This window comes from Cupriavidus sp. FW305-26, from assembly GCF_058787975.1.
Window position 1 is genome coordinate 65028 of record NZ_JBYTAH010000009.1, and the last position, 16785, is coordinate 81812.

13 protein-coding genes are annotated in these 16785 nt (G+C 65.8%); all 13 read right to left on the reverse strand.

The window, feature by feature from the left end; all coding sequences use genetic code 11:
* Nucleotide 1 precedes the first annotated feature (1 nt).
* Nucleotides 2-1864 carry an acyclic terpene utilization AtuA family protein gene (locus tag AC3WQZ_RS07995; protein WP_492300301.1) on the reverse strand — a complete coding sequence of 621 codons (1863 nt, stop codon included), beginning with the start codon at nt 1862-1864 and terminating at the stop codon, nt 2-4.
* Between the two features lie 79 nt (nt 1865-1943).
* Nucleotides 1944-4046 carry an acetyl/propionyl/methylcrotonyl-CoA carboxylase subunit alpha gene (locus tag AC3WQZ_RS08000; RefSeq protein ID WP_492300302.1) on the reverse strand — a complete coding sequence of 701 codons (2103 nt, stop codon included), beginning with the start codon at nt 4044-4046 and terminating at the stop codon, nt 1944-1946.
* Nucleotides 4047-4061: 15 nt separating this feature from the next.
* Nucleotides 4062-5228, reverse strand: coding sequence for an acyl-CoA dehydrogenase family protein (locus tag AC3WQZ_RS08005; protein ID WP_010810601.1), 1167 nt, complete (start codon nt 5226-5228; stop codon nt 4062-4064).
* Nucleotides 5229-5315: 87 nt separating this feature from the next.
* Nucleotides 5316-6869 carry an acyl-CoA carboxylase subunit beta gene (locus AC3WQZ_RS08010; protein ID WP_492300327.1) on the reverse strand — a complete coding sequence of 518 codons (1554 nt, stop codon included), beginning with the start codon at nt 6867-6869 and terminating at the stop codon, nt 5316-5318.
* Between the two features lie 461 nt (nt 6870-7330).
* The gene (locus AC3WQZ_RS08015; RefSeq protein WP_492300304.1) at nt 7331-8446 is read right to left on the reverse strand and encodes a CaiB/BaiF CoA transferase family protein; all 1116 of its coding nucleotides are present in this window, start codon (nt 8444-8446) and stop codon (nt 7331-7333) included.
* Nucleotides 8447-8577: 131 nt separating this feature from the next.
* The gene (locus AC3WQZ_RS08020; protein ID WP_010810598.1) at nt 8578-9570 is read right to left on the reverse strand and encodes a tripartite tricarboxylate transporter substrate binding protein; all 993 of its coding nucleotides are present in this window, start codon (nt 9568-9570) and stop codon (nt 8578-8580) included.
* A 25-nt stretch (nt 9571-9595) separates the two neighbouring features.
* Nucleotides 9596-10006, reverse strand: a complete 411-nt coding sequence (locus AC3WQZ_RS08025) for a Zn-ribbon domain-containing OB-fold protein (protein ID WP_011615518.1) — start codon at nt 10004-10006, stop codon at nt 9596-9598.
* A 3-nt stretch (nt 10007-10009) separates the two neighbouring features.
* Complete coding sequence (locus tag AC3WQZ_RS08030) at nt 10010-11170, reverse strand: acetyl-CoA acetyltransferase (RefSeq protein ID WP_492300306.1); 1161 nt, start codon at nt 11168-11170, stop codon at nt 10010-10012.
* 7 nt (nt 11171-11177) lie between these two features.
* A complete protein-coding gene (locus tag AC3WQZ_RS08035) occupies nt 11178-12338 on the reverse strand; it encodes an acyl-CoA dehydrogenase family protein (RefSeq protein WP_492300307.1) in 1161 nt (386 codons plus the stop codon).
* Nucleotides 12339-12352: 14 nt separating this feature from the next.
* The gene (locus AC3WQZ_RS08040; protein ID WP_058697964.1) at nt 12353-13894 is read right to left on the reverse strand and encodes an acyl-CoA synthetase; all 1542 of its coding nucleotides are present in this window, start codon (nt 13892-13894) and stop codon (nt 12353-12355) included.
* Nucleotides 13895-13907: 13 nt separating this feature from the next.
* Nucleotides 13908-14780 carry a MaoC/PaaZ C-terminal domain-containing protein gene (locus tag AC3WQZ_RS08045; protein ID WP_058697963.1) on the reverse strand — a complete coding sequence of 291 codons (873 nt, stop codon included), beginning with the start codon at nt 14778-14780 and terminating at the stop codon, nt 13908-13910.
* A gap of 18 nt (nt 14781-14798) precedes the next feature.
* Nucleotides 14799-15713, reverse strand: coding sequence for an SDR family NAD(P)-dependent oxidoreductase (locus AC3WQZ_RS08050; protein ID WP_010810592.1), 915 nt, complete (start codon nt 15711-15713; stop codon nt 14799-14801).
* A 40-nt stretch (nt 15714-15753) separates the two neighbouring features.
* A complete protein-coding gene (locus AC3WQZ_RS08055) occupies nt 15754-16740 on the reverse strand; it encodes a Bug family tripartite tricarboxylate transporter substrate binding protein (protein WP_010810591.1) in 987 nt (328 codons plus the stop codon).
* Nucleotides 16741-16785: the final 45 nt, after the last annotated feature.

The window sequence follows — 16785 nt, forward strand, 5'->3', positions numbered from 1 at the left end:
GTCAAGGTGTGGGCGCTGTCCCCGCTGTCCCCGCCGCCGTTTCTGGCAGAAGGTCCGCGGGACATTCGATTTCCATGTCCAGCAGCATCTGTGCATAGCACTTGCCCAGCGGATCGGAACGCAGGCTGCAGGAACCACCGCCACCCAGTGCCTTTTCCAGTACAAAGTTGAAGGCGCCGATTTCCGGCAGTTCGTAGCGTTTCACCGGGCCTTCAATCAGATGCGCAAAGTAGTCGCGTACCCTCTGCGCCGTCGCCTGCGCGCTGACCACAGGCAGCCACGCAGGATCGCGCACCATCAATCCGATGTTGGCATCGTTGCCTTTGTCGCCGCTGCGCCCGACCGCCAGTGTGCCGAGCGGAATACGCACGAGGCCGCGCGCGTCCTGCCGCGGCTCGTCCCCAGGCGGTCTCCGGGGCGTGTGCGAAGTCATTGCCGGCCGCTCCGAGGGCACACCACACGCCGGCACCGCCACCGTTGTCGCCGGCTCGTCAGCCAGCCTCCATTGCACCGTCACCTCCTGCTTGGGGAGCAGGAACGAGGCCGTGCGGATCACACTCTGGATATCCGAACGCCCGCCAAAGTGGCTGCGCGTTCCCGGCCCCATGGAGGTGCCGGCTGACGCCGCCTCCTTCTGCAAGAACGTCAACGCTTGCTTGTCATCGTGCTGGGCAGCAATGCGCAGCACCACCTCCCGGCTGTCTCGTACGCGACGATGCGGCCCGTACATGGATTCGGCGCCTAGCAACTCCACCAGGGTGTCGCTGTAGTCGGCATGGCCGGCCTTGGCCATCAGGCCGCGGCTACGCGCCAGCAGCGCTTGCGCCGTACGCTCGGCCTTCTCCAACGCCCGCTGTCCGCGAATGGCCATCATCAGTGCAATCTGGTAGCCCTGCTGGTAGGTCGCTGTCACCTTGTAGCAATCGCCGGGCGCCCTTCCCCGCGCCCCACTGACGCGCACGCGGCCGCCACTGGCTTCGAAGCCCGGCAGGTCCTCGATGCGGACCTCGGAGAAATCGCAGACCACATCAGGCAGCGCATAGGCCTGCGGATCACCGATCTCGTAGAGCAGCTGCTCGCCCACGGTCTGGCGCGTCACCAGTCCGCCCGCGTCAAACGGCTGGTAGAGCTCGAATACGCCGTCGGCTGTCATGCGCACCAGCGGGTAGCCAATGTTGGTCCAGTCCGGTACGCGCTCCCAGTCCGTGAACAGCCCGCCCGTGGCCTGCGCCCCGCACTCCACCAGGTGGCCTGCAAGGCTGGCCTGCGCCAGCCGGTCGTAGTCCTGCATCGACCATCCGAACTCGTGGATGGCAATGCCAAGCAGCGCGGCGCTATCCACGCAACGGCCGGTGACGACAATGTCCGCGCCGCCGTCCAGTGCCTCGGCAATGGGCAGGGCACCGAGGTAGGCATTGGCCGACATCAACCGCGGGAGGCTGGCATCGGCCTCGTCACCGGGCCAAGGCAGGAATCTCCCCTGAAGTGCCAGCACGTCGTCGCCGGATACGATCGCCACCTTCAGCTCCAGCCCTTGCTCTCGCGCCAAGGCAAGGATGGCATCGCGGCAGCCTGCCGGGTTAAGGCCGCCTGCGTTGGACACCAGGCGCACCCCACGCTGCTTCAGAGCCCGCAGGTTGGGCCTCAGCGCCGCGCTGACAAAATCCGTTGCATAACCCAGCTCCGGCGCCCGAAGGCGCGCTCGCTGAAGGATCGCCATGGTGGTCTCGGCCAGGTAGTCGAAGACGAGGTAGCCCAGTTCCGGCTCCTGCAGCAATTGCGGGACGGCAATCTGCGAGTCGCCCCAGAATCCCGATGCGCCGCCAATGACAACCGCGCGGCCGGACTTTGCGTTTTGGCCCATTCATGCTCTCCTGTAGTGTGTGCGGACGTGCTTGTGGTCGTGCCCCGCGGGTCCGATCTGCGTTTCGGCTTCCGTGCAGTCAGGTCGCCTCCTGGGCTTGGACGGCACCCTCCTCGGCGCCCGCGCCGACTTCGATCAGCACCTGGCCGGCATTGAGCTGCATGCCCTCCTGGACAAGCAGGCGCGCAATGCGTCCCGTGCTTGGCGCGGCCAGGGGCATTTCCATCTTCATGGACTCCATGACGGCCAGGGTCTGGCCTCGCTCGACGGCGTCGCCCTCACCCACCATGACGGCGATCACGCGCCCGCTCATCGGCGCCCGCACGCTGCCTCCCCGCGCCTCGCCGTCGCTGGCCTCGAAGCGCGCCAGCCGCCTGAACACGAAGGTATCCGCGCCATCCTGCAGCCACCATTCGTCGCGCCGAGGCGAGTCGCACAGCAGCTGGCGGTACACGCCATCGACGGCCAACCCGAGCGTGCCGCCATGTCCCCGGGCTGAGCCGGCGATCGGCGTCCAGTGCACATTGCCGACGCTGCAGACAGGCTCGTCGTCACACGCTTCGGAACGCTTCCCGTCGCGCGCGGGCACCGCTGCGCCAGCCCGGAAGCTGATGAGAACTTCGCCCCCGTCATCGGACGGCCGCAGTTCGACTGCGCTGGCCGTCCCTTGCGCGGCGGCGCTTGCGTTGAGCGCATGGGTCGCGTCCACGAGCCACAACGCCCGCGTCTGCGCCGGGCCAGCCGGCAGCCGGTGAATGCCAGATGACTCGCGGCCGACTGCGCCTGACAGCAGCAAGGCCGCCGCGGCGCGTGCATGCACCGACGGCTGTGCTCGCCAGGCCGGGCCGCCCATGTCTTCGCCCGCCAGGAAGTCGGTAGTGACTTCACCGGTCACGAAGCGTGAATGACGCAGACAGCGGGCGAGCAGGCCAAGGTTCGTTCGGACGCCCAGCAGCGCCGTGCGCTCGCAGGCCCGGACCAGGCGGTTGATGCTTTCCTCGCGCGTCTCGCCCCAGGACATGATCTTCCCGACCATGGAGTCGTAGTCGGAACCGATCTCCATGCCGTCCTGCAGCGCGCTATCAACGCGGATGTCGGGCGACGGCCGCCAGACGTCGACGCGGCCCACCTGAGGCAGAAAGCCCGCCGCAGGGTCCTCCGCACACAGCCGCACCTCGATGGCATGGCCGCGCATGCGTACATCCTCCTGCCCGAACGCGAGCCGCTCGCCCTGGGCAATGCGCAGTTGCTGCTCCACCAGGTCCAGCCCCGTGACCAGTTCTGTCACGCCGTGCTCAACCTGGAGCCGCGTGTTCATCTCCATGAAATAGAAGCGTCCTTTTCCGTCAAGCAGGAATTCGAGCGTGCCGGCGCCCGTGTACCCGATGGCCTCGCAGGCGCGCACAGCGACCTCTCCCATCGCGCGGCGCAGCTCGGCGTTCACCGCGGGCGAAGGGGCTTCCTCGATGAGCTTCTGGAAGCGCCGCTGTGTCGAACAGTCGCGCTCACCGAGGTGCAAGCAGCGACCATGTTCATCGCACAGCACCTGGATCTCGATGTGTCGTCCCCGTTCGATGGCGCGCTCGATGATGATCTCGTCAGAGCCGAATGCGCCTGCCGCCTCGGAGCGCGCCTGTCGCAGCGCCGCCAGCAAGGTCGAGGCATCGCGCACGACCCGCATGCCGCGGCCGCCCCCGCCTGCCGCCGCCTTCAGGATGACCGGGAAGCCGATACGCTCGACCGCAGCGATTGCCTCCTCGTCGGTCGCGCAGCCCTGTTCTCCTGGCACAGTCGGCACGCCGGCTTTCTGCATGGCGAGTTTTGCCTGGGCCTTGTTTCCCATCAACGCAATGACGTCTGCAGAGGGCCCTACGAAGGTAATTTCCGCATCGGCGACCGCCTGCGCGAATTCCGCGTTCTCAGACAGGAATCCATAGCCCGGATGTATCGCCTGGGCTCCGGCGCGCCGGCATGCCTCGATCAGCGCATGGGCATGCCGATAGCTGCGGGCAGCCTCGGCCGGTCCAATGCGCACGGCCAGATCGGCCTCGCGCACGTGGAGGCTGCGGGCATCGGCGTCCGAATAGACGGCGACCGTGCGCAAGCCGAGCTTGCGCGCGCTGCGCAGGACCCGCAGTGCGATTTCTCCGCGGTTGGCGACAAGCAGTGTGTCAAAGCGCATGTGACTCTCCGTTGATCAGGCCGCCCGTTTCGGCAGGATCCCCATGTGCTTGCAGATGATCGTCAGCATGATCTCGTCGGCTCCCCCGCCAATGGAGATCAGCCGCAGGTCCCGCCAGGCGCGCGATACACGATTGTCCCAGGTGAAGCCCATGCCGCCCCAGTACTGCAGGCAGGAATCGGTCACCTCACGGCACAAGCGGCCGGCCTTGAGCTTGGCCATGGATGCCAGCTCGGTCATGTCGCCGCCCGACATGTGCACCTGTGCCGCGCGGTAGATAACGGATCGCAGCAGCTCGACTTCCGTCTTCAGCTCAGCCAGCCGGAAATGGACCGCCTGGTTGTCCAGGATCGAGCGCCCGAATGCCTTGCGCTGACGGGTGTATTCAATGGTTTCGTTGATCGCATTGGTGAGCGCGGTGACCCGGCGGGTAGCGCCACTGAGGCGCTCCTCCTGGAACTGACGCATCTGGTAGGTGAAGCCCATGCCCTCATCTCCGATGCGGTAGCGCTGGGGCACGCGAACGTCGTCGAAAAATACCTGGGCGGTGTCGGAGGACCACATGCCGACCTTCTTGATCTTGTTCATCGTGATGCCGGGACGCAGCTTCCCGCCTTCCCTCAGCGGCAGGCAGATGAGCGACTTGTTGCGGTGGATATCTCCATCGCTGGTGTTCGCCAACAGGCACATCCAGTCGGCTTGCAGCCCGTTCGTGATCCACATCTTGGAGCCGTTGATCACATAGTCGGAGCCATCCTTGCGCGCCGTGGTCTTCAGCGATGCCACGTCCGAACCGGCACCCGCTTCCGACACGCCCAGGCACACCACGAAGTCGCCCGCGACGGTCGGCTTGAGAAAGGTCTCCCGCAATTCGTCGGAGCCAAATCGCGCCAGCGCCGGAGTTGCCATGTCAGTCTGCACCGCGATGGCCATGCCGACGCCGCCTGCGCTGATGCCGCCGATGGCCTCGCAAAAGGCAATCTCATATGAGTAATCCAGCCCCATGCCGCCGAATTCCACGGGCTTGTTCACGCCGAGATAACCCGCCGAGCCGAGCTTCTTGAACACTTCGTGCGCGGGAAAGATTTCGTCAGCCTCCCATTTTTCGACATGGGGTTCGATCTCCCGGTCGATCAGCTTGCGTACGCTATCCTGCAGCGCGATGTGGTCGGGGGTCATCATCTTTCGTGTCTCCTTGTGGTTCGAAGGGATGGGGCGCGGCAAGCCGCCCGGCACGCGAAGGTGCCGGCGCGCAGCGCCGCCTTGTGGCTAGAGGCGGGCGACGCCGAACTGCATCGGTTGCACGGTGCGGTGCTTCGCCTGTGCCACCGTGGCCAGGGCCATGCCCAGCCAGGACCGCGTGTCTCTCGGGTCGATGATCCCGTCATCGAGCAGCAGGCTGCTGGTGTGGATCGCGCTGGATTGACGATCGAAGGTAGCGACGATGTCGCGGCTCTCGGCCTCGATCGCCCGTTCGTCGGCGGAGTTTCCGCTGCGGCGGGCGGCGTTCTCGGCGACCAGCCGCATGGTCATGGCGGCCTGCTCGCCGCCCATGACCGCCGTGCGCGCATTCGGCCAGGAGAAAAGGAAGTCGGGGCGAAAGGCGCGGCCGCACATGCCATAGTTGCCGGCGCCAAAGGACGAACCGCACAATATGGTCAGGCGCGGCACCGGCGCATTGGACAGCGCCTGGATCAGCTTGGCGCCGTGCTTGATCATCCCCGCCTGCTCATGCTCGCGCCCGACCATGAAGCCGGTGATGTTCTGCAGGAAGACAAGCGGCCGGCCCAACTGCACGCACGACTGGATGAACTGCGCCGCCTTGGTGGAGCCATCGCAGTCGAGCGGCCCATTGTTCGTCAGGATCCCCACGTGGTGCCCCTGGATACGGGCATGACCGCAGACGGAGTGAGCCCCGTACATCGCCTTGAATTCCCTGAAGCGGGATCCATCGACAATGCGCGCAATCACTTCGCGCATGTCGACGGGCGTGCGGGTGTCGACCGGCATCAGCCCCAGCAGGTCCCCGGCAGGCTCAAGGGGCTCGTCCCAGCTCTCGCCGCCCGGCGCATCGCGCCAACCGATCGTATCCATCACCTCTCGCAGGCAGGCAATGCCATCAAGATCGTTGTCGGCGACGTGGTCGGCGAGGCCGGAGACGCTGGCGTGCATGTCGGCCCCACCGAGCTCCTCATCGCTCGCCTCCTCGCCTGTCGCGGCACGCAGCAACGAGGGCCCGGCCAGGTACGCATGGGCCTGGCGCCGCACCATGATGACGTGGTCGGAAAGTCCCGGCAGATAGGCACCACCAGCGGCCGAAGATCCATGGATGAGAGACACCACCGGCACGCCGGCCGCGGACAGCCGCGCCAGGTTGTAGAACATGCCGCCGCCCACGACGAAGCGTTCGACCCGGTATTTGCGCAGGTTCCCCCCCGCGCTTTCGACCAACTGGACAAATGGCAGCTTCTGGGCAAGCGCAATCTCCTGCGCCCGAATCAGCTTCTGGCCGGTCAGCGCCTGCATCGCACCGGCGCTGATGCCCGAGTCGTTTACCGCGATCATGCAGCGCACCCCCTCGATATAGCCGATGCCGACTATGAGTGCCGCACCGGGTACGCTGGTGGCCGGGTCCGGATCTTCGAGGCCGCAATACCCGGCCAGGGTCATGAGTTCAAAGAACGGGCGGTCGGCGTCCAGCAGGTGCGCCAGCCGCTCCCGTGGCAGCAGCTTGCCTCGGGCATGAAATGAATCTGCCGCCCTTGCAGATTTTCTGACCGTCCGTTGCTCCAGTTCCCGCACCTGGCCCAGCATCGCCAGCATGTGCTCACGGTTGCGTTCGGCGCCTGACGTCAAAGGACGTGCGCCTGAAATCGTTGCGTCCTGAGTGATATTGTTCTCTGCCATCTTCTGCCCTTGTGGCCATCGCATGCTGGCTCGTACGTGGATTCGAAGCGTGTCTGACTGCTGCATGATGGCCTCCTGGCACGAGAGCTTCCAGTTAGAAATTCATCCCGATTTGATAAGAAAACCTTATGTTTTCTCGTGGAAGTGCCTCACGCGAGAACGTGCAGCCGCACTCGCCGCCTGCCATGCCATGGCATCGCGTCGACAGCAGCAGACGCGGCATAGCGCGGAGCCGTCAAGGCACCGTTCAGGATCGAGTGGGAAATTTCGGGAAGCAGCAGCCCGCGGTCATGCCGCGGTGGAAGCCGAGACGTCATGGCCATCGTCCAGCGCGCAACCGCGCCGGCCGGCTCTTGGCCTGGCCAGCGCATCAACAATCAGCCGGTCTTCCAGATGCCGCTGGGGTGGCTGGCGTTTGTTGCGGCCATAATCTCGCCAGTGTGCTGGCCGCGCCGTGGAATCGCGCCCGCCGCCATGGCCTTGCCATCGAAGCGCGGCGCGGGGGCAGCCTGCAGATGGCCCTCCGCTTCGAAGTAGACGCCCCGCGCGGCAAGGTGCGGATGCCCGGCGGCCTCTTCCGGGCTCAGCACCGGGCCGAAACAGACGTCGGTGTTTTCCAGCAGAGCGCACCATTGCGCGCGAGTCCTGGTGGCAAAGAGTTCTTCGAAGTGCCGATGCAGCTCCGGCCAACGCTCGCGGTCCCATTGCCGGGCGAAGCGCGGATCCTCGGTCAGGCCCAGCTTTTCCAGCAGCAGCGCGTAGAACTGCGGCTCGATCGAGCCGAGCGTGACAAACTTCCCGTCCGCGCAGCGGTAGGTCGAATAGAAATGAGAGGCATCGTGGATATTTTTGCCGCGCTCGCCGGTGATGAAGCCCTTGCGGCGCGTGGACAGCAACAGCTGCAGCATATGGGCCGAGCCATCCACGATGGATGCATCCACCACGGTTCCCTTTCCGGTGGCGCGGGCGTTGAGGATGCCTGACAGCAGGCCCACCGCCAGGTAAAGCGCGCCACCGCCGACGTCGCCCACCACGGTAATGGCCGACGACGGCGGCTCTGCAGGCGTGCCGTGGTAGTACAGCGCGCCGGAAAGCGAGATGTAGTTGTTGTCATGCCCCGCGGCCTGCACCATCGGGCCGCTCTGCCCCCATCCTGTCATGCGCCCGTAGACCAGGCGGGGATTGCGTTGCAGGCAGACATCCGGGCCCAGCCCCAGGCGCTCCATGACGCCGGGGCGCATGCCTTCGATCAGCGCGTCGGCATCCTGGATCAGTGCCAGCACCAGCTCACGCCCTTCGGCCGTTTTCAGGTCGGCAACCACCGAGCGCTTGCCCCGGTTCAGCACGTAGCCTTCGGTGGATAGCGCCGCATCGTTGGCCGGTGCCGCGCGTTCCACGGCAATCACATCGGCGCCGAGATCGGCGAGGTGCATCGCGCAGAACGGGCCTGGACCGATCCCGCAAATCTCGACAACTTTTACACCGGAAAGCATGAACGATCCCCCTGATTCAGCATGAAAGTGAAGGTCTTCCGTACAGTACGTTGGAGTCTTGGAGGCTATCAGCCGTCCGGCCAGGCGCGGCCTCCCCGGAACAGGGAGGGCGGCCCGGCCTGCGACACCGCTCAGTCAAGCGTGATGCGCGCGTTGGCCGCGATCCGTCCCCAGATCTCGGCGTCGCGCCGCATCAGCTTCAGGAATGCCTCGGGCTCCAGCGTTCCCGGCTCCAGGCCTTGCTCACGAATCGCCGTTTGCATGGCCGGCTTGGCCAGGATTGCCAGCACCGCCGCGGATAGCTTGTCCTTCACCGCCTTCGGCGTCGCCGCCGGCACGAACAGGCCATACCAGCCGTTTGGCTCGAAATCACGGTAGCCCAGTTCGGTAAAGGTCGGCACCTCCGGCAGCAGCGCCAGCCGGCGCTCGCCCGTGACGGCCAGTACCTTGATCTTCGGGGAGTTGAGCGCGGCCTTGCCGCTGGCCACATCCACAAACCCGGAACTCACCTGCCCACCCAGCAAGTCCTGGATCAGTGGCGAGCCGCCCTTGTAGGCCACGTGGGTCAGGTCGACGTCCCCCTGCATCCGCAGCAATTCCCCGTGCATGTGGGAGGAGGTGCCGTTGCCGTAGGAGCCGTAGCTGATCTTGCCAGGCGTGGCCCGGGCCGCGGACAGCAGCTCGCTCACGCTGGCAACGCGGGTGGATACCGGAGCGGCAAATACGTCCGACGAGAGCGCCAGGCGCGCCAGCGGCGCGAAGTCGCGGAAGGTGTCATAGGGCAGTGACTTGTAGACGCCCTGCAACTGCACCAGCGGCGTTGCGCCCAACAGCAGCGTATAGCCGTCCGGTGCAGCCTTCGCGACCGCGCCTGTGCCAATCGCGCCGCTGGCACCGGGCCTGTTCTCGACCACCACCGTCTGGCCCCACATCGCCGTCAGCTCGCGGCCGAGCAAGCGGGCCACGGTGTCGGATCCGCCTCCGGCCGGGAATGGCACGACCAGCCGGATGGGCTTTTGCGGATAGGCAGAATCGTCCGCGGCGTGCGACCAGGCCGGCAGTGCGGCGATGCACGCCAGCGCGGCCAGGGCAGCACGCCGCCGCGGCACAGTGATGATGGGCATGGGCCCTCCTTGGGGCAGGATTGGGTCAGTCGATCAATTCGAACTGCGGCAGGCTCACGTCGTCACTCGCCTTCTCGAACACCACTCGCACGCGCTTGCCGATAGCAATGGCCTCGGGCGATGCGTTGAGGATGTTCGCCATCATGCGCACACCTTCGTCAAGTTCGACGATGGCAACGGCGTACGGCAGCCGCGCCTTCATGAAGGCATTGGGTGCGCGATGGTTGATGGTGAAGGTATAGATCGAGCCAAAGCCGCAGACCTCCGTCCAGTCGACCTGGTCCGATTCGCACGCAAGGCACAGCGTGCGCGGATAGAACTGGCGGTGGCCACAGGCGCGGCAGCCTTGCACCACCAGCCGGCCCTGCGCCGCCGCATGCCAGTAGCCTTCGGTGATCTCGGTGGGACGCGGCAGGGGACGTTGTGCTTCGCTCATGCTTCAGACTCCGAGGATCATGGTGGTGTTGCAGGAGAAGACCAGTCCGGGCGCATGGCACAGCGCCAGTTCGGCATCGGGCAATTGCCGCTCGCCGCACTCCCCGCGCAACTGGCGCACGGCCTCGATCAGCACGAACATGCCGAACATGCCAGGGTGGCCGTAGGAAAGGCCGCCGCCGGAGGTGTTGATGGGGAAGCGGCCACCCGGGCCCAGGGCGCCATCGGCGACGAAGGCACCGCCCTCGCCTCGCTTGCAAAAGCCCAGTTCTTCCAGCGACTGGATGACGCCGATGGTGAAGTGGTCATAGATCTGCACCACGTCGATGTCTTCGCGGGTGACGCCAGCCATGCCGAACGCTTCGTCCGCCGTCTCGGCGACGCGCGTATCCAGCCAGTCCGCCGTGCTGAACGGGGTGTAGTGGTGCGAGAAGGTCTCGGCTGCGCCCATCACATAGACCGGCTTCGACTTCAGGTCTCGGGCACGATCGGCGGAGGTGATGATCAGTGCGCCACCGCCATCCGTGACGAGGCAGCAGTCACGCGTACGCAGCGGCGACGCGATCACGGGCGACGCCATGACCTCCTCGATGCTGGTTTGCTCGCGCCGGTATGCCTTCGGGTTCAGCTGCGCCCAGCGCCGCGCCGCCACTGCCACCTCGGCGAGATCCCTGGACGTGGTGCCGTAGCGATGCATGTGCAACTGGGCAACCAGTGCGTAGTAGCCGATCGGGCTGAGCTGGCCATAAGGCGCGATGAACTGGCCACGCGGCGAGTCCGGCGTATCCGCGGCGACGGCGCCACTCTTGCGCGAGCCGTCGGACAGTTGCGTACTGCCATAGGTCACCAGCGCCACCGAACACATGCCGGCGGCAATGGCCGCCATCGCATGGCGGATGTGCATCAGGTTGGACATGCCGCCGACGTTGCTGGAGTCGACGTACCTTGGCTGGATACCGAGGTATTCGGCCAGCTGCACGGTGGCAAAGCGGTCATCGGTATGCGCAAAGACGGCATCCACATCGCGCAGCGACAGCCCCGCGTCCTGCAGCGCCAGCCGCGCGGCCTGCGCCTGCAACTCCAGTGCCGTCTTGCCGGGCACCTTGCCCAGGTCGGATTCCGCGGCACCCACGATGGCGACCGAGCGAGAGAGGTTCTTGGTCATGGCGAATTCAGAGTGCGCGCGCGATGACTTCGCGCATGACTTCGGCCGAACCGCCGTAGATCCGGTTCGGACGCACGTCGGTGTAGGCACGGGCGATGGGGTATTCGCGCATATAGCCGTAGCCGCCAAAGAACTGCATCAGGTCATCGATGGCCCGCGTGGCCTCGCCGGCCCAGTACTTGGCCATGGCGGCACCATCGGGCGTCAGCGTGCCGGCCAGGTATTGTTCAAGGCAGCTGTCGACGAAGGCACGCGTGGCACACGCATGCGTCTTGATTTCGGCCAGGCGGAAGCGGATGAACTGGTTGTCGATCAGCGCCTTGTCGAAGGCACGGCGTTCCTTGACATGCGCGATGGTCCAGTCAAGCGCCACCTCCAGCGCCACGGCGCAACGCAAGGCGATCAGCAGGCGCTCACGCACCAGCCCGCTCATGGCGTAGCCGAAGCCGGCATTGCGCTCGCCGACCAGCATGTCGTCCGGCACGAGGACGTCCTCGAAGAAGAGTTCAGCGGTGTCCTGGGCCTTCTGGCCGATCTTGTCCAGCAGGCGGCCGCGGCTGAACCCGGGGCTGGTGGTGTCGACCCAGAACAGGCTGATGCCGCGCGCACCGGCGGCCGGCTCTGTCTTGGCGAACACCAGCACGCGGTCAGCGTGGTAGCCATTGGTGATAAAGGTCTTCTGGCCGTTGAGCCGGTAACCACCATCCACCTTGACAGCGCTGGTGCGGATGGCTTTCAGGTCACTGCCAGCCCCCGGCTCGGTCATCGCGATCGATCCAACCACATCGCCGCTGGCCATGCGCGGCAGGAACTCACGCTTCTGCGCCTCGGTGCCGAACTCCAGCAGGTACGGCGCGACGTTCTCCGAGTGCGTGGTGAACCCCGTCACGCCGCTGGCCAGGGCCCGGGCGATCTCTTCCACCACGATGGCGCTGTGCAGGAAGTCGCCGCCGGCACCGCCGTAGGCTTCGGGCAAGCCGGGGCACAGCAGGCCGTGGGCGCCGGCATCGCGCCAGAGATCGCGCGGAACCAGGCCGGCGGCTTCCCATTCGGCGTGTCCGGGCATGACCTTGTCAGCCAGGAAACGGGCGACGCTGTCGCGGTACATCTCGTGCTCCGGCGCGAACATCTTGCGCGGCGCGTGGTAGCTGGCTTCTTGTCGGGACATGGCATCAGTTGCGCTCAATGCGCGATTCGGTTTTCGGTTGGCCAGTAGCTGGCCTTGACGGCGCGCTTGAGCAGCTTGCCGGTTTCGGTGCGCGGCAGCGCCGCGACGAAGTCGACCGAGCGCGGGCATTTGATCGGGGAGATCCTGCTGCGGCAAAGCGCGATCAGTTCTTCGGCCAGGACCGGCGACGCCCGCTCAGGCTCGTGCAACTGGACCACCGCCTTCACTTCCTCGCCGAACTCGGTATTCGGCACGCCGACCACCGCCACGTCGAAGACCGCCGGATGGCTCATCAGCACGTTCTCGGATTCCTGCGGATAGATATTGACGCCGCCAGAGACAATGGTGTTGGCAAGGCGGTCCGTGAGGTAAAGGAAGCCGTCGGCATCGACGTAGCCGACGTCCCCATAGGTGGCCCACCCACGGTCGTTATAGACCTGCCGGGTTTTCTCCGGATCATTGTGGTAAGCAAAGGTCCCGCCGCCGGAGAAGTAGACCACGCCGGTCTGGCCCTGCGGCACTTCATTGCCATCGTCGCCGACGATGTGTACCTGCCCGAACTCGGGCCGTCCGACCGACCCCTTGTGCGCGAGCCATTCCACGGAGTCCAGCGAGGTGCGCCCGACCAGTTCGGTGCCGCTGTAGAACTCATAGAGGATCGGCCCCCACCAGTCGATCATCTGCTGCTTGACTGAGATCGGACACGGCGCGGCGGCGTGGATCGCATAGCGCATGGTGGACAGGTCGAAGCGCTCGCGCTCCGCCGCAGTCAGCCGCAGCAAGCGCACGAACATGGTCGGCACCCACTGGCTATGGGTCACGCCGTAGCGCGCGATCGCATCCAGCGCCGCCAGCGGCTCGAACTTTTCCATCATGACCGAGGTGCCTCCGGCGCGCATCGTGGCCATGTTCCAGCGCACCGGGGCAGTGTGATAGAACGGCGCGGTCGACAGGTAGACCGTATCGCGGTCCAGCGACTTCCAGCCCAGGCGAGCGTCATCACCGGTGCGGAAAAAAGCGTTGGCGCCTTGCAGTGGACGCTTGATGCCCTTGGGCCTGCCCGTGGTGCCGGAAGAATATGAGAAGTCAGTTCCCTCCACCGTGCGCGGCAACGTGACATCGGCCGGCATCTGCTCCAGCCACGCTTCATAGTTGCTGTAGCCCGGCTCGCTCCCATCCAGAAGCACCCGCGTGACCCGAAGCGGTGCCAGGGCGCCGGGCGCAAGGTCGCCAAGGGTCTGCGCCGAGCAGAACAGTACCCGGGCGCCACAGTCCTGCACGATGTACTCCACCTCGTCGGCTTTCAGGTGACGGCTGATCGTGGTGTAGTACAAGCCGATCCGGTGCGCGGCCCAAAGGATCTCGAAATAGCGGACATGGTTCTCCAGCAGCACGGCAATGCCGTCGCCCTCGCGCAGACCGGCAGCCAGCAGTGCGGCAGCGCACTGTCGCGAACGCTGCTCCAGTTCGGCCCACGTCACCGCCTGGCCGGACGGCACCATGCGGTAGGCAACCCGGTCGGGCGTGGCACGGGCGAATTGCTCGATCACGGACATCTTGACTCCTTGATTACGGATGCAGGTCGGCGACGCCGTGGCTCAGCACGACCACATTGCGCTCGTCTGCGAGCGCACGGAACCGGACCTGCCCTTCGCCGCGCCACATCTCCACGCGCAGCGTTTCACCAGGCACGAATGGCGATGAAAAGCGCACCGAAAGGCTGGCCAGGCGCGACGGATCGCCACCGCAAGCCTGCTTCAGCAGCGCCCGGCATGCCATGCCGTAAGTGCAAAGGCCATGCAGGATCGGCCGCTCGAAGCCGGCCTGCCGGGCGGCGGCGGGCAGTGCGTGGATGGGATTGCGATCGCCATTGAGGCGGTACAGCAAGGCCGCGGAAGGCTGGGTCGGCATCGACATGATCATGTCAGGCGCGCGCTCCGGCACCGCCGGCAATGGCTCGAGCGGTGCATCGCCGGGCGTGGCGGCGCAGGCAAAGCCACCATCAGCCCGGCAGAACGACACATGCTCGACGGTCGCCAGCAACTCGCCGCTGGCCTGGTCCTCGATGCGCCGCTCAGTGGCCACCAGCGCGCCCTTGCCGGCGCCCTTGTCCACCACGCGGCTGACGCGCGTCTGGCTGCGTACCGCGCCAGACGCCGCGGGCACTGAAAAAAAGCGCATCCGGTGCTCGCCGTGCAGGATCTGCATCCAGTCGATGCCCGTACCCGGGTCGCTTGCCCATGCACCTGGCGCGCCGACGGTGGCGAGGAAGGTGGGCACCACGCTCAGTCCTTCCTCAAAGACAAAGGGCAAGTCCGCCTCGTCCATCGGATCGGTGCCAAAGCCGAGGCTCAGCGCATAGCGAATGTTGTCATTCGCCGCATAGCTGGAAACCTGGTCAAAGAACGCCCACGAGCGCAGGCGGTGATAGTCGATGGCCATCGCTGCGTACCTCCGTTCTCAGATCGGGTCCCAGGAAAACACCTCGGGCGAGCGCTCCAGCGGCGTGAAAGCGCGCTTCACCGCCGGCACGGCATGCTCCGCCAGCGTCTCCAGCGTCCAGCCTTCGGCGCGATGCACCGACGCCACCGGGCGCGGCTGGCTCATGACGATCAGCTCATTGCCGCGCACGGCCAGCACCTGGCCATTGACGTCCGCCGAAGCATCGCCAGACAGGAACGCGGCAACCGGGGCAACCTGCTCCGGCTTCATCGCCTGCATCCGCTCAAGGCGCTTCTTCTCGGCCTCGGTTTCGCTGGGCAGCGTGCCGATCAGGCGGCTCCATGCGAACGGGGCAATACAGTTGGAACGGACATTGAAGCGGGCCATGTCCAGCGCGATGGATTTCGACAGCGCCACGATGCCAAGCTTGGCGGCGGCGTAATTGGCCTGCCCGAAATTGCCGACCAGGCCGGTGGTGGAGGTCATGTGGACGTAGGTGCCGCCTTGCTGTTCCTTGAAATAAGGCGCCGCGGCACGGCTGACAAAGTAAGCGCCGTTCAGGTGCACATCCAGTACCGCCTGCCATTCAGCGGTGCTCATCTTGTGGAAGATGCGGTCGCGCAGGATGCCGGCGTTGTTGATCACGCCATCGATGCGGCCGAACTCGCGGATGGCGGTATCGACAATGGCCTGCGCGCTCTCCGCAGTCGCGACCGAATCGGTGTTCGCCACAGCCTTCCCGCCGGCTGCGCGGATCTCGTCAACCACCTTCTGGGCTGGTCCGGCATCACTGCCCTCGCCGCTGCCGCTGGAGCCCAGGTCGTTGACGACCACCCTGGCGCCCTGCGCGCCGAGCAGCATGGCAATGGCACGGCCGATGCCATTGCCGGCTCCGGTGACGAGGATGACCTTGTCCTTGAAATTGTTTTGCATGGCGTTGTCTGCAAGAAGAGAGTGATGAATTTGTTCGCGCTTACTCGGGCTTGATGTTGCCGTCCTTGATGACCTGCTCCCAGCGGGCTTTTTCGGCGCGCACGAAGCTGTCGAACTGCCGCGTCGACCCGCCCGCGGCCGTACCGCCCTGCTGCGCCAGCTTCTCGCGCAGAGCAGGATCGGCCAGCGCCTTGTTGACGGCAACATTCAACGCCTGCACCACCGCGGGCGGCGTTCTGGACGAGACAAAGAGGCCGAGCCAGACCGAAACGTCGAAGTCGCGGTAACCGGATTCGGCCATGGTCGGCGTATCCGGGAGTTCCGGGGCACGCTGCCTTGTCGTGACCGCAAGCGCGCGCAGCTTGCCGGCTCGCACCAGCGGCAATGCGGTGATGAGGTTGTCCACCATGAAATCGACTTGCCCCGCCACCAGGTCGGTCAGCGCCGGCGATGCGCCCCGATAGATCACGTCGACGGCGGTAATGCCGGCGCGCTGCTTCAGCAGGTCCCCGGCGAGATGGCCGGAAGAACCGCTCGTCGACACCGCCATGGACAAGCCGTTGGGGCGCGTCCTGGCATAGGCCGCCAGCTCGGCAATGGTCTTGACCGGCAGTTTCGGGTTGACCACCACGACGTCCGGCATCGTCAGCACATGCGCCACCGGCGCAAAGTCCTCGAACTTGTAAGGCAGCTTGTCGTGCAATGCGTAGTTGGCCGCATTGGGGCCAAGGCTGCCCATCACCAGCGTGTGGCCGTCCGGTTCCGCGCGCAGCATGGCCTGCATCCCGATCACGCCGCCCGCGCCAGGCAGGTTCTCCACGACGACGGGCTGCCCCAGCTGCTCAGACAGCGTCTTGCCGAGCAGGCGGCTGGTCAGGTCAAGGATGCCGCCGGGCGAACTTGGCGCGATCAGGCGCAAAGGACGCTTGGCCTGGAAGGTCTCGGGGGACGGGTTGGCGAATGCAAGGCCCGAGGTGGACACGACAGCGAGGCAGGCTAGCGCCTGGCAAAGAAAACGCCGCTTCATGGTTGTCTCCTGTTTAATTTTTTTCGGACACTTATGTCCGCCTAG

Bases quoted from the DNA above. Each gene is read 5' to 3' on its own strand.
- AC3WQZ_RS08030 (WP_492300306.1), bottom strand. From the start codon at position 11,170: ATGACCAAGAACCTCTCTCGCTCGGTCGCCATCGTGGGTGCCGCGGAA.
- AC3WQZ_RS08005 (WP_010810601.1), bottom strand. From the start codon at position 5,228: ATGATGACCCCCGACCACATCGCGCTGCAGGATAGCGTACGCAAGCTG.
- AC3WQZ_RS07995 (WP_492300301.1), bottom strand. From the start codon at position 1,864: ATGGGCCAAAACGCAAAGTCCGGCCGCGCGGTTGTCATTGGCGGCGCA.
- AC3WQZ_RS08010 (WP_492300327.1), bottom strand. From the start codon at position 6,869: ATGCTGGCGATGCTGGGCCAGGTGCGGGAACTGGAGCAACGGACGGTC.
- AC3WQZ_RS08025 (WP_011615518.1), bottom strand. From the start codon at position 10,006: ATGAGCGAAGCACAACGTCCCCTGCCGCGTCCCACCGAGATCACCGAA.
- AC3WQZ_RS08040 (WP_058697964.1), bottom strand. From the start codon at position 13,894: ATGTCCGTGATCGAGCAATTCGCCCGTGCCACGCCCGACCGGGTTGCC.
- AC3WQZ_RS08035 (WP_492300307.1), bottom strand. From the start codon at position 12,338: ATGTCCCGACAAGAAGCCAGCTACCACGCGCCGCGCAAGATGTTCGCG.
- AC3WQZ_RS08045 (WP_058697963.1), bottom strand. From the start codon at position 14,780: ATGGCCATCGACTATCACCGCCTGCGCTCGTGGGCGTTCTTTGACCAG.
- AC3WQZ_RS08000 (WP_492300302.1), bottom strand. From the start codon at position 4,046: ATGCGCTTTGACACACTGCTTGTCGCCAACCGCGGAGAAATCGCACTG.
- AC3WQZ_RS08020 (WP_010810598.1), bottom strand. From the start codon at position 9,570: ATGCCCATCATCACTGTGCCGCGGCGGCGTGCTGCCCTGGCCGCGCTG.
- AC3WQZ_RS08015 (WP_492300304.1), bottom strand. From the start codon at position 8,446: ATGCTTTCCGGTGTAAAAGTTGTCGAGATTTGCGGGATCGGTCCAGGC.
- AC3WQZ_RS08050 (WP_010810592.1), bottom strand. From the start codon at position 15,713: ATGCAAAACAATTTCAAGGACAAGGTCATCCTCGTCACCGGAGCCGGC.
- AC3WQZ_RS08055 (WP_010810591.1), bottom strand. From the start codon at position 16,740: ATGAAGCGGCGTTTTCTTTGCCAGGCGCTAGCCTGCCTCGCTGTCGTG.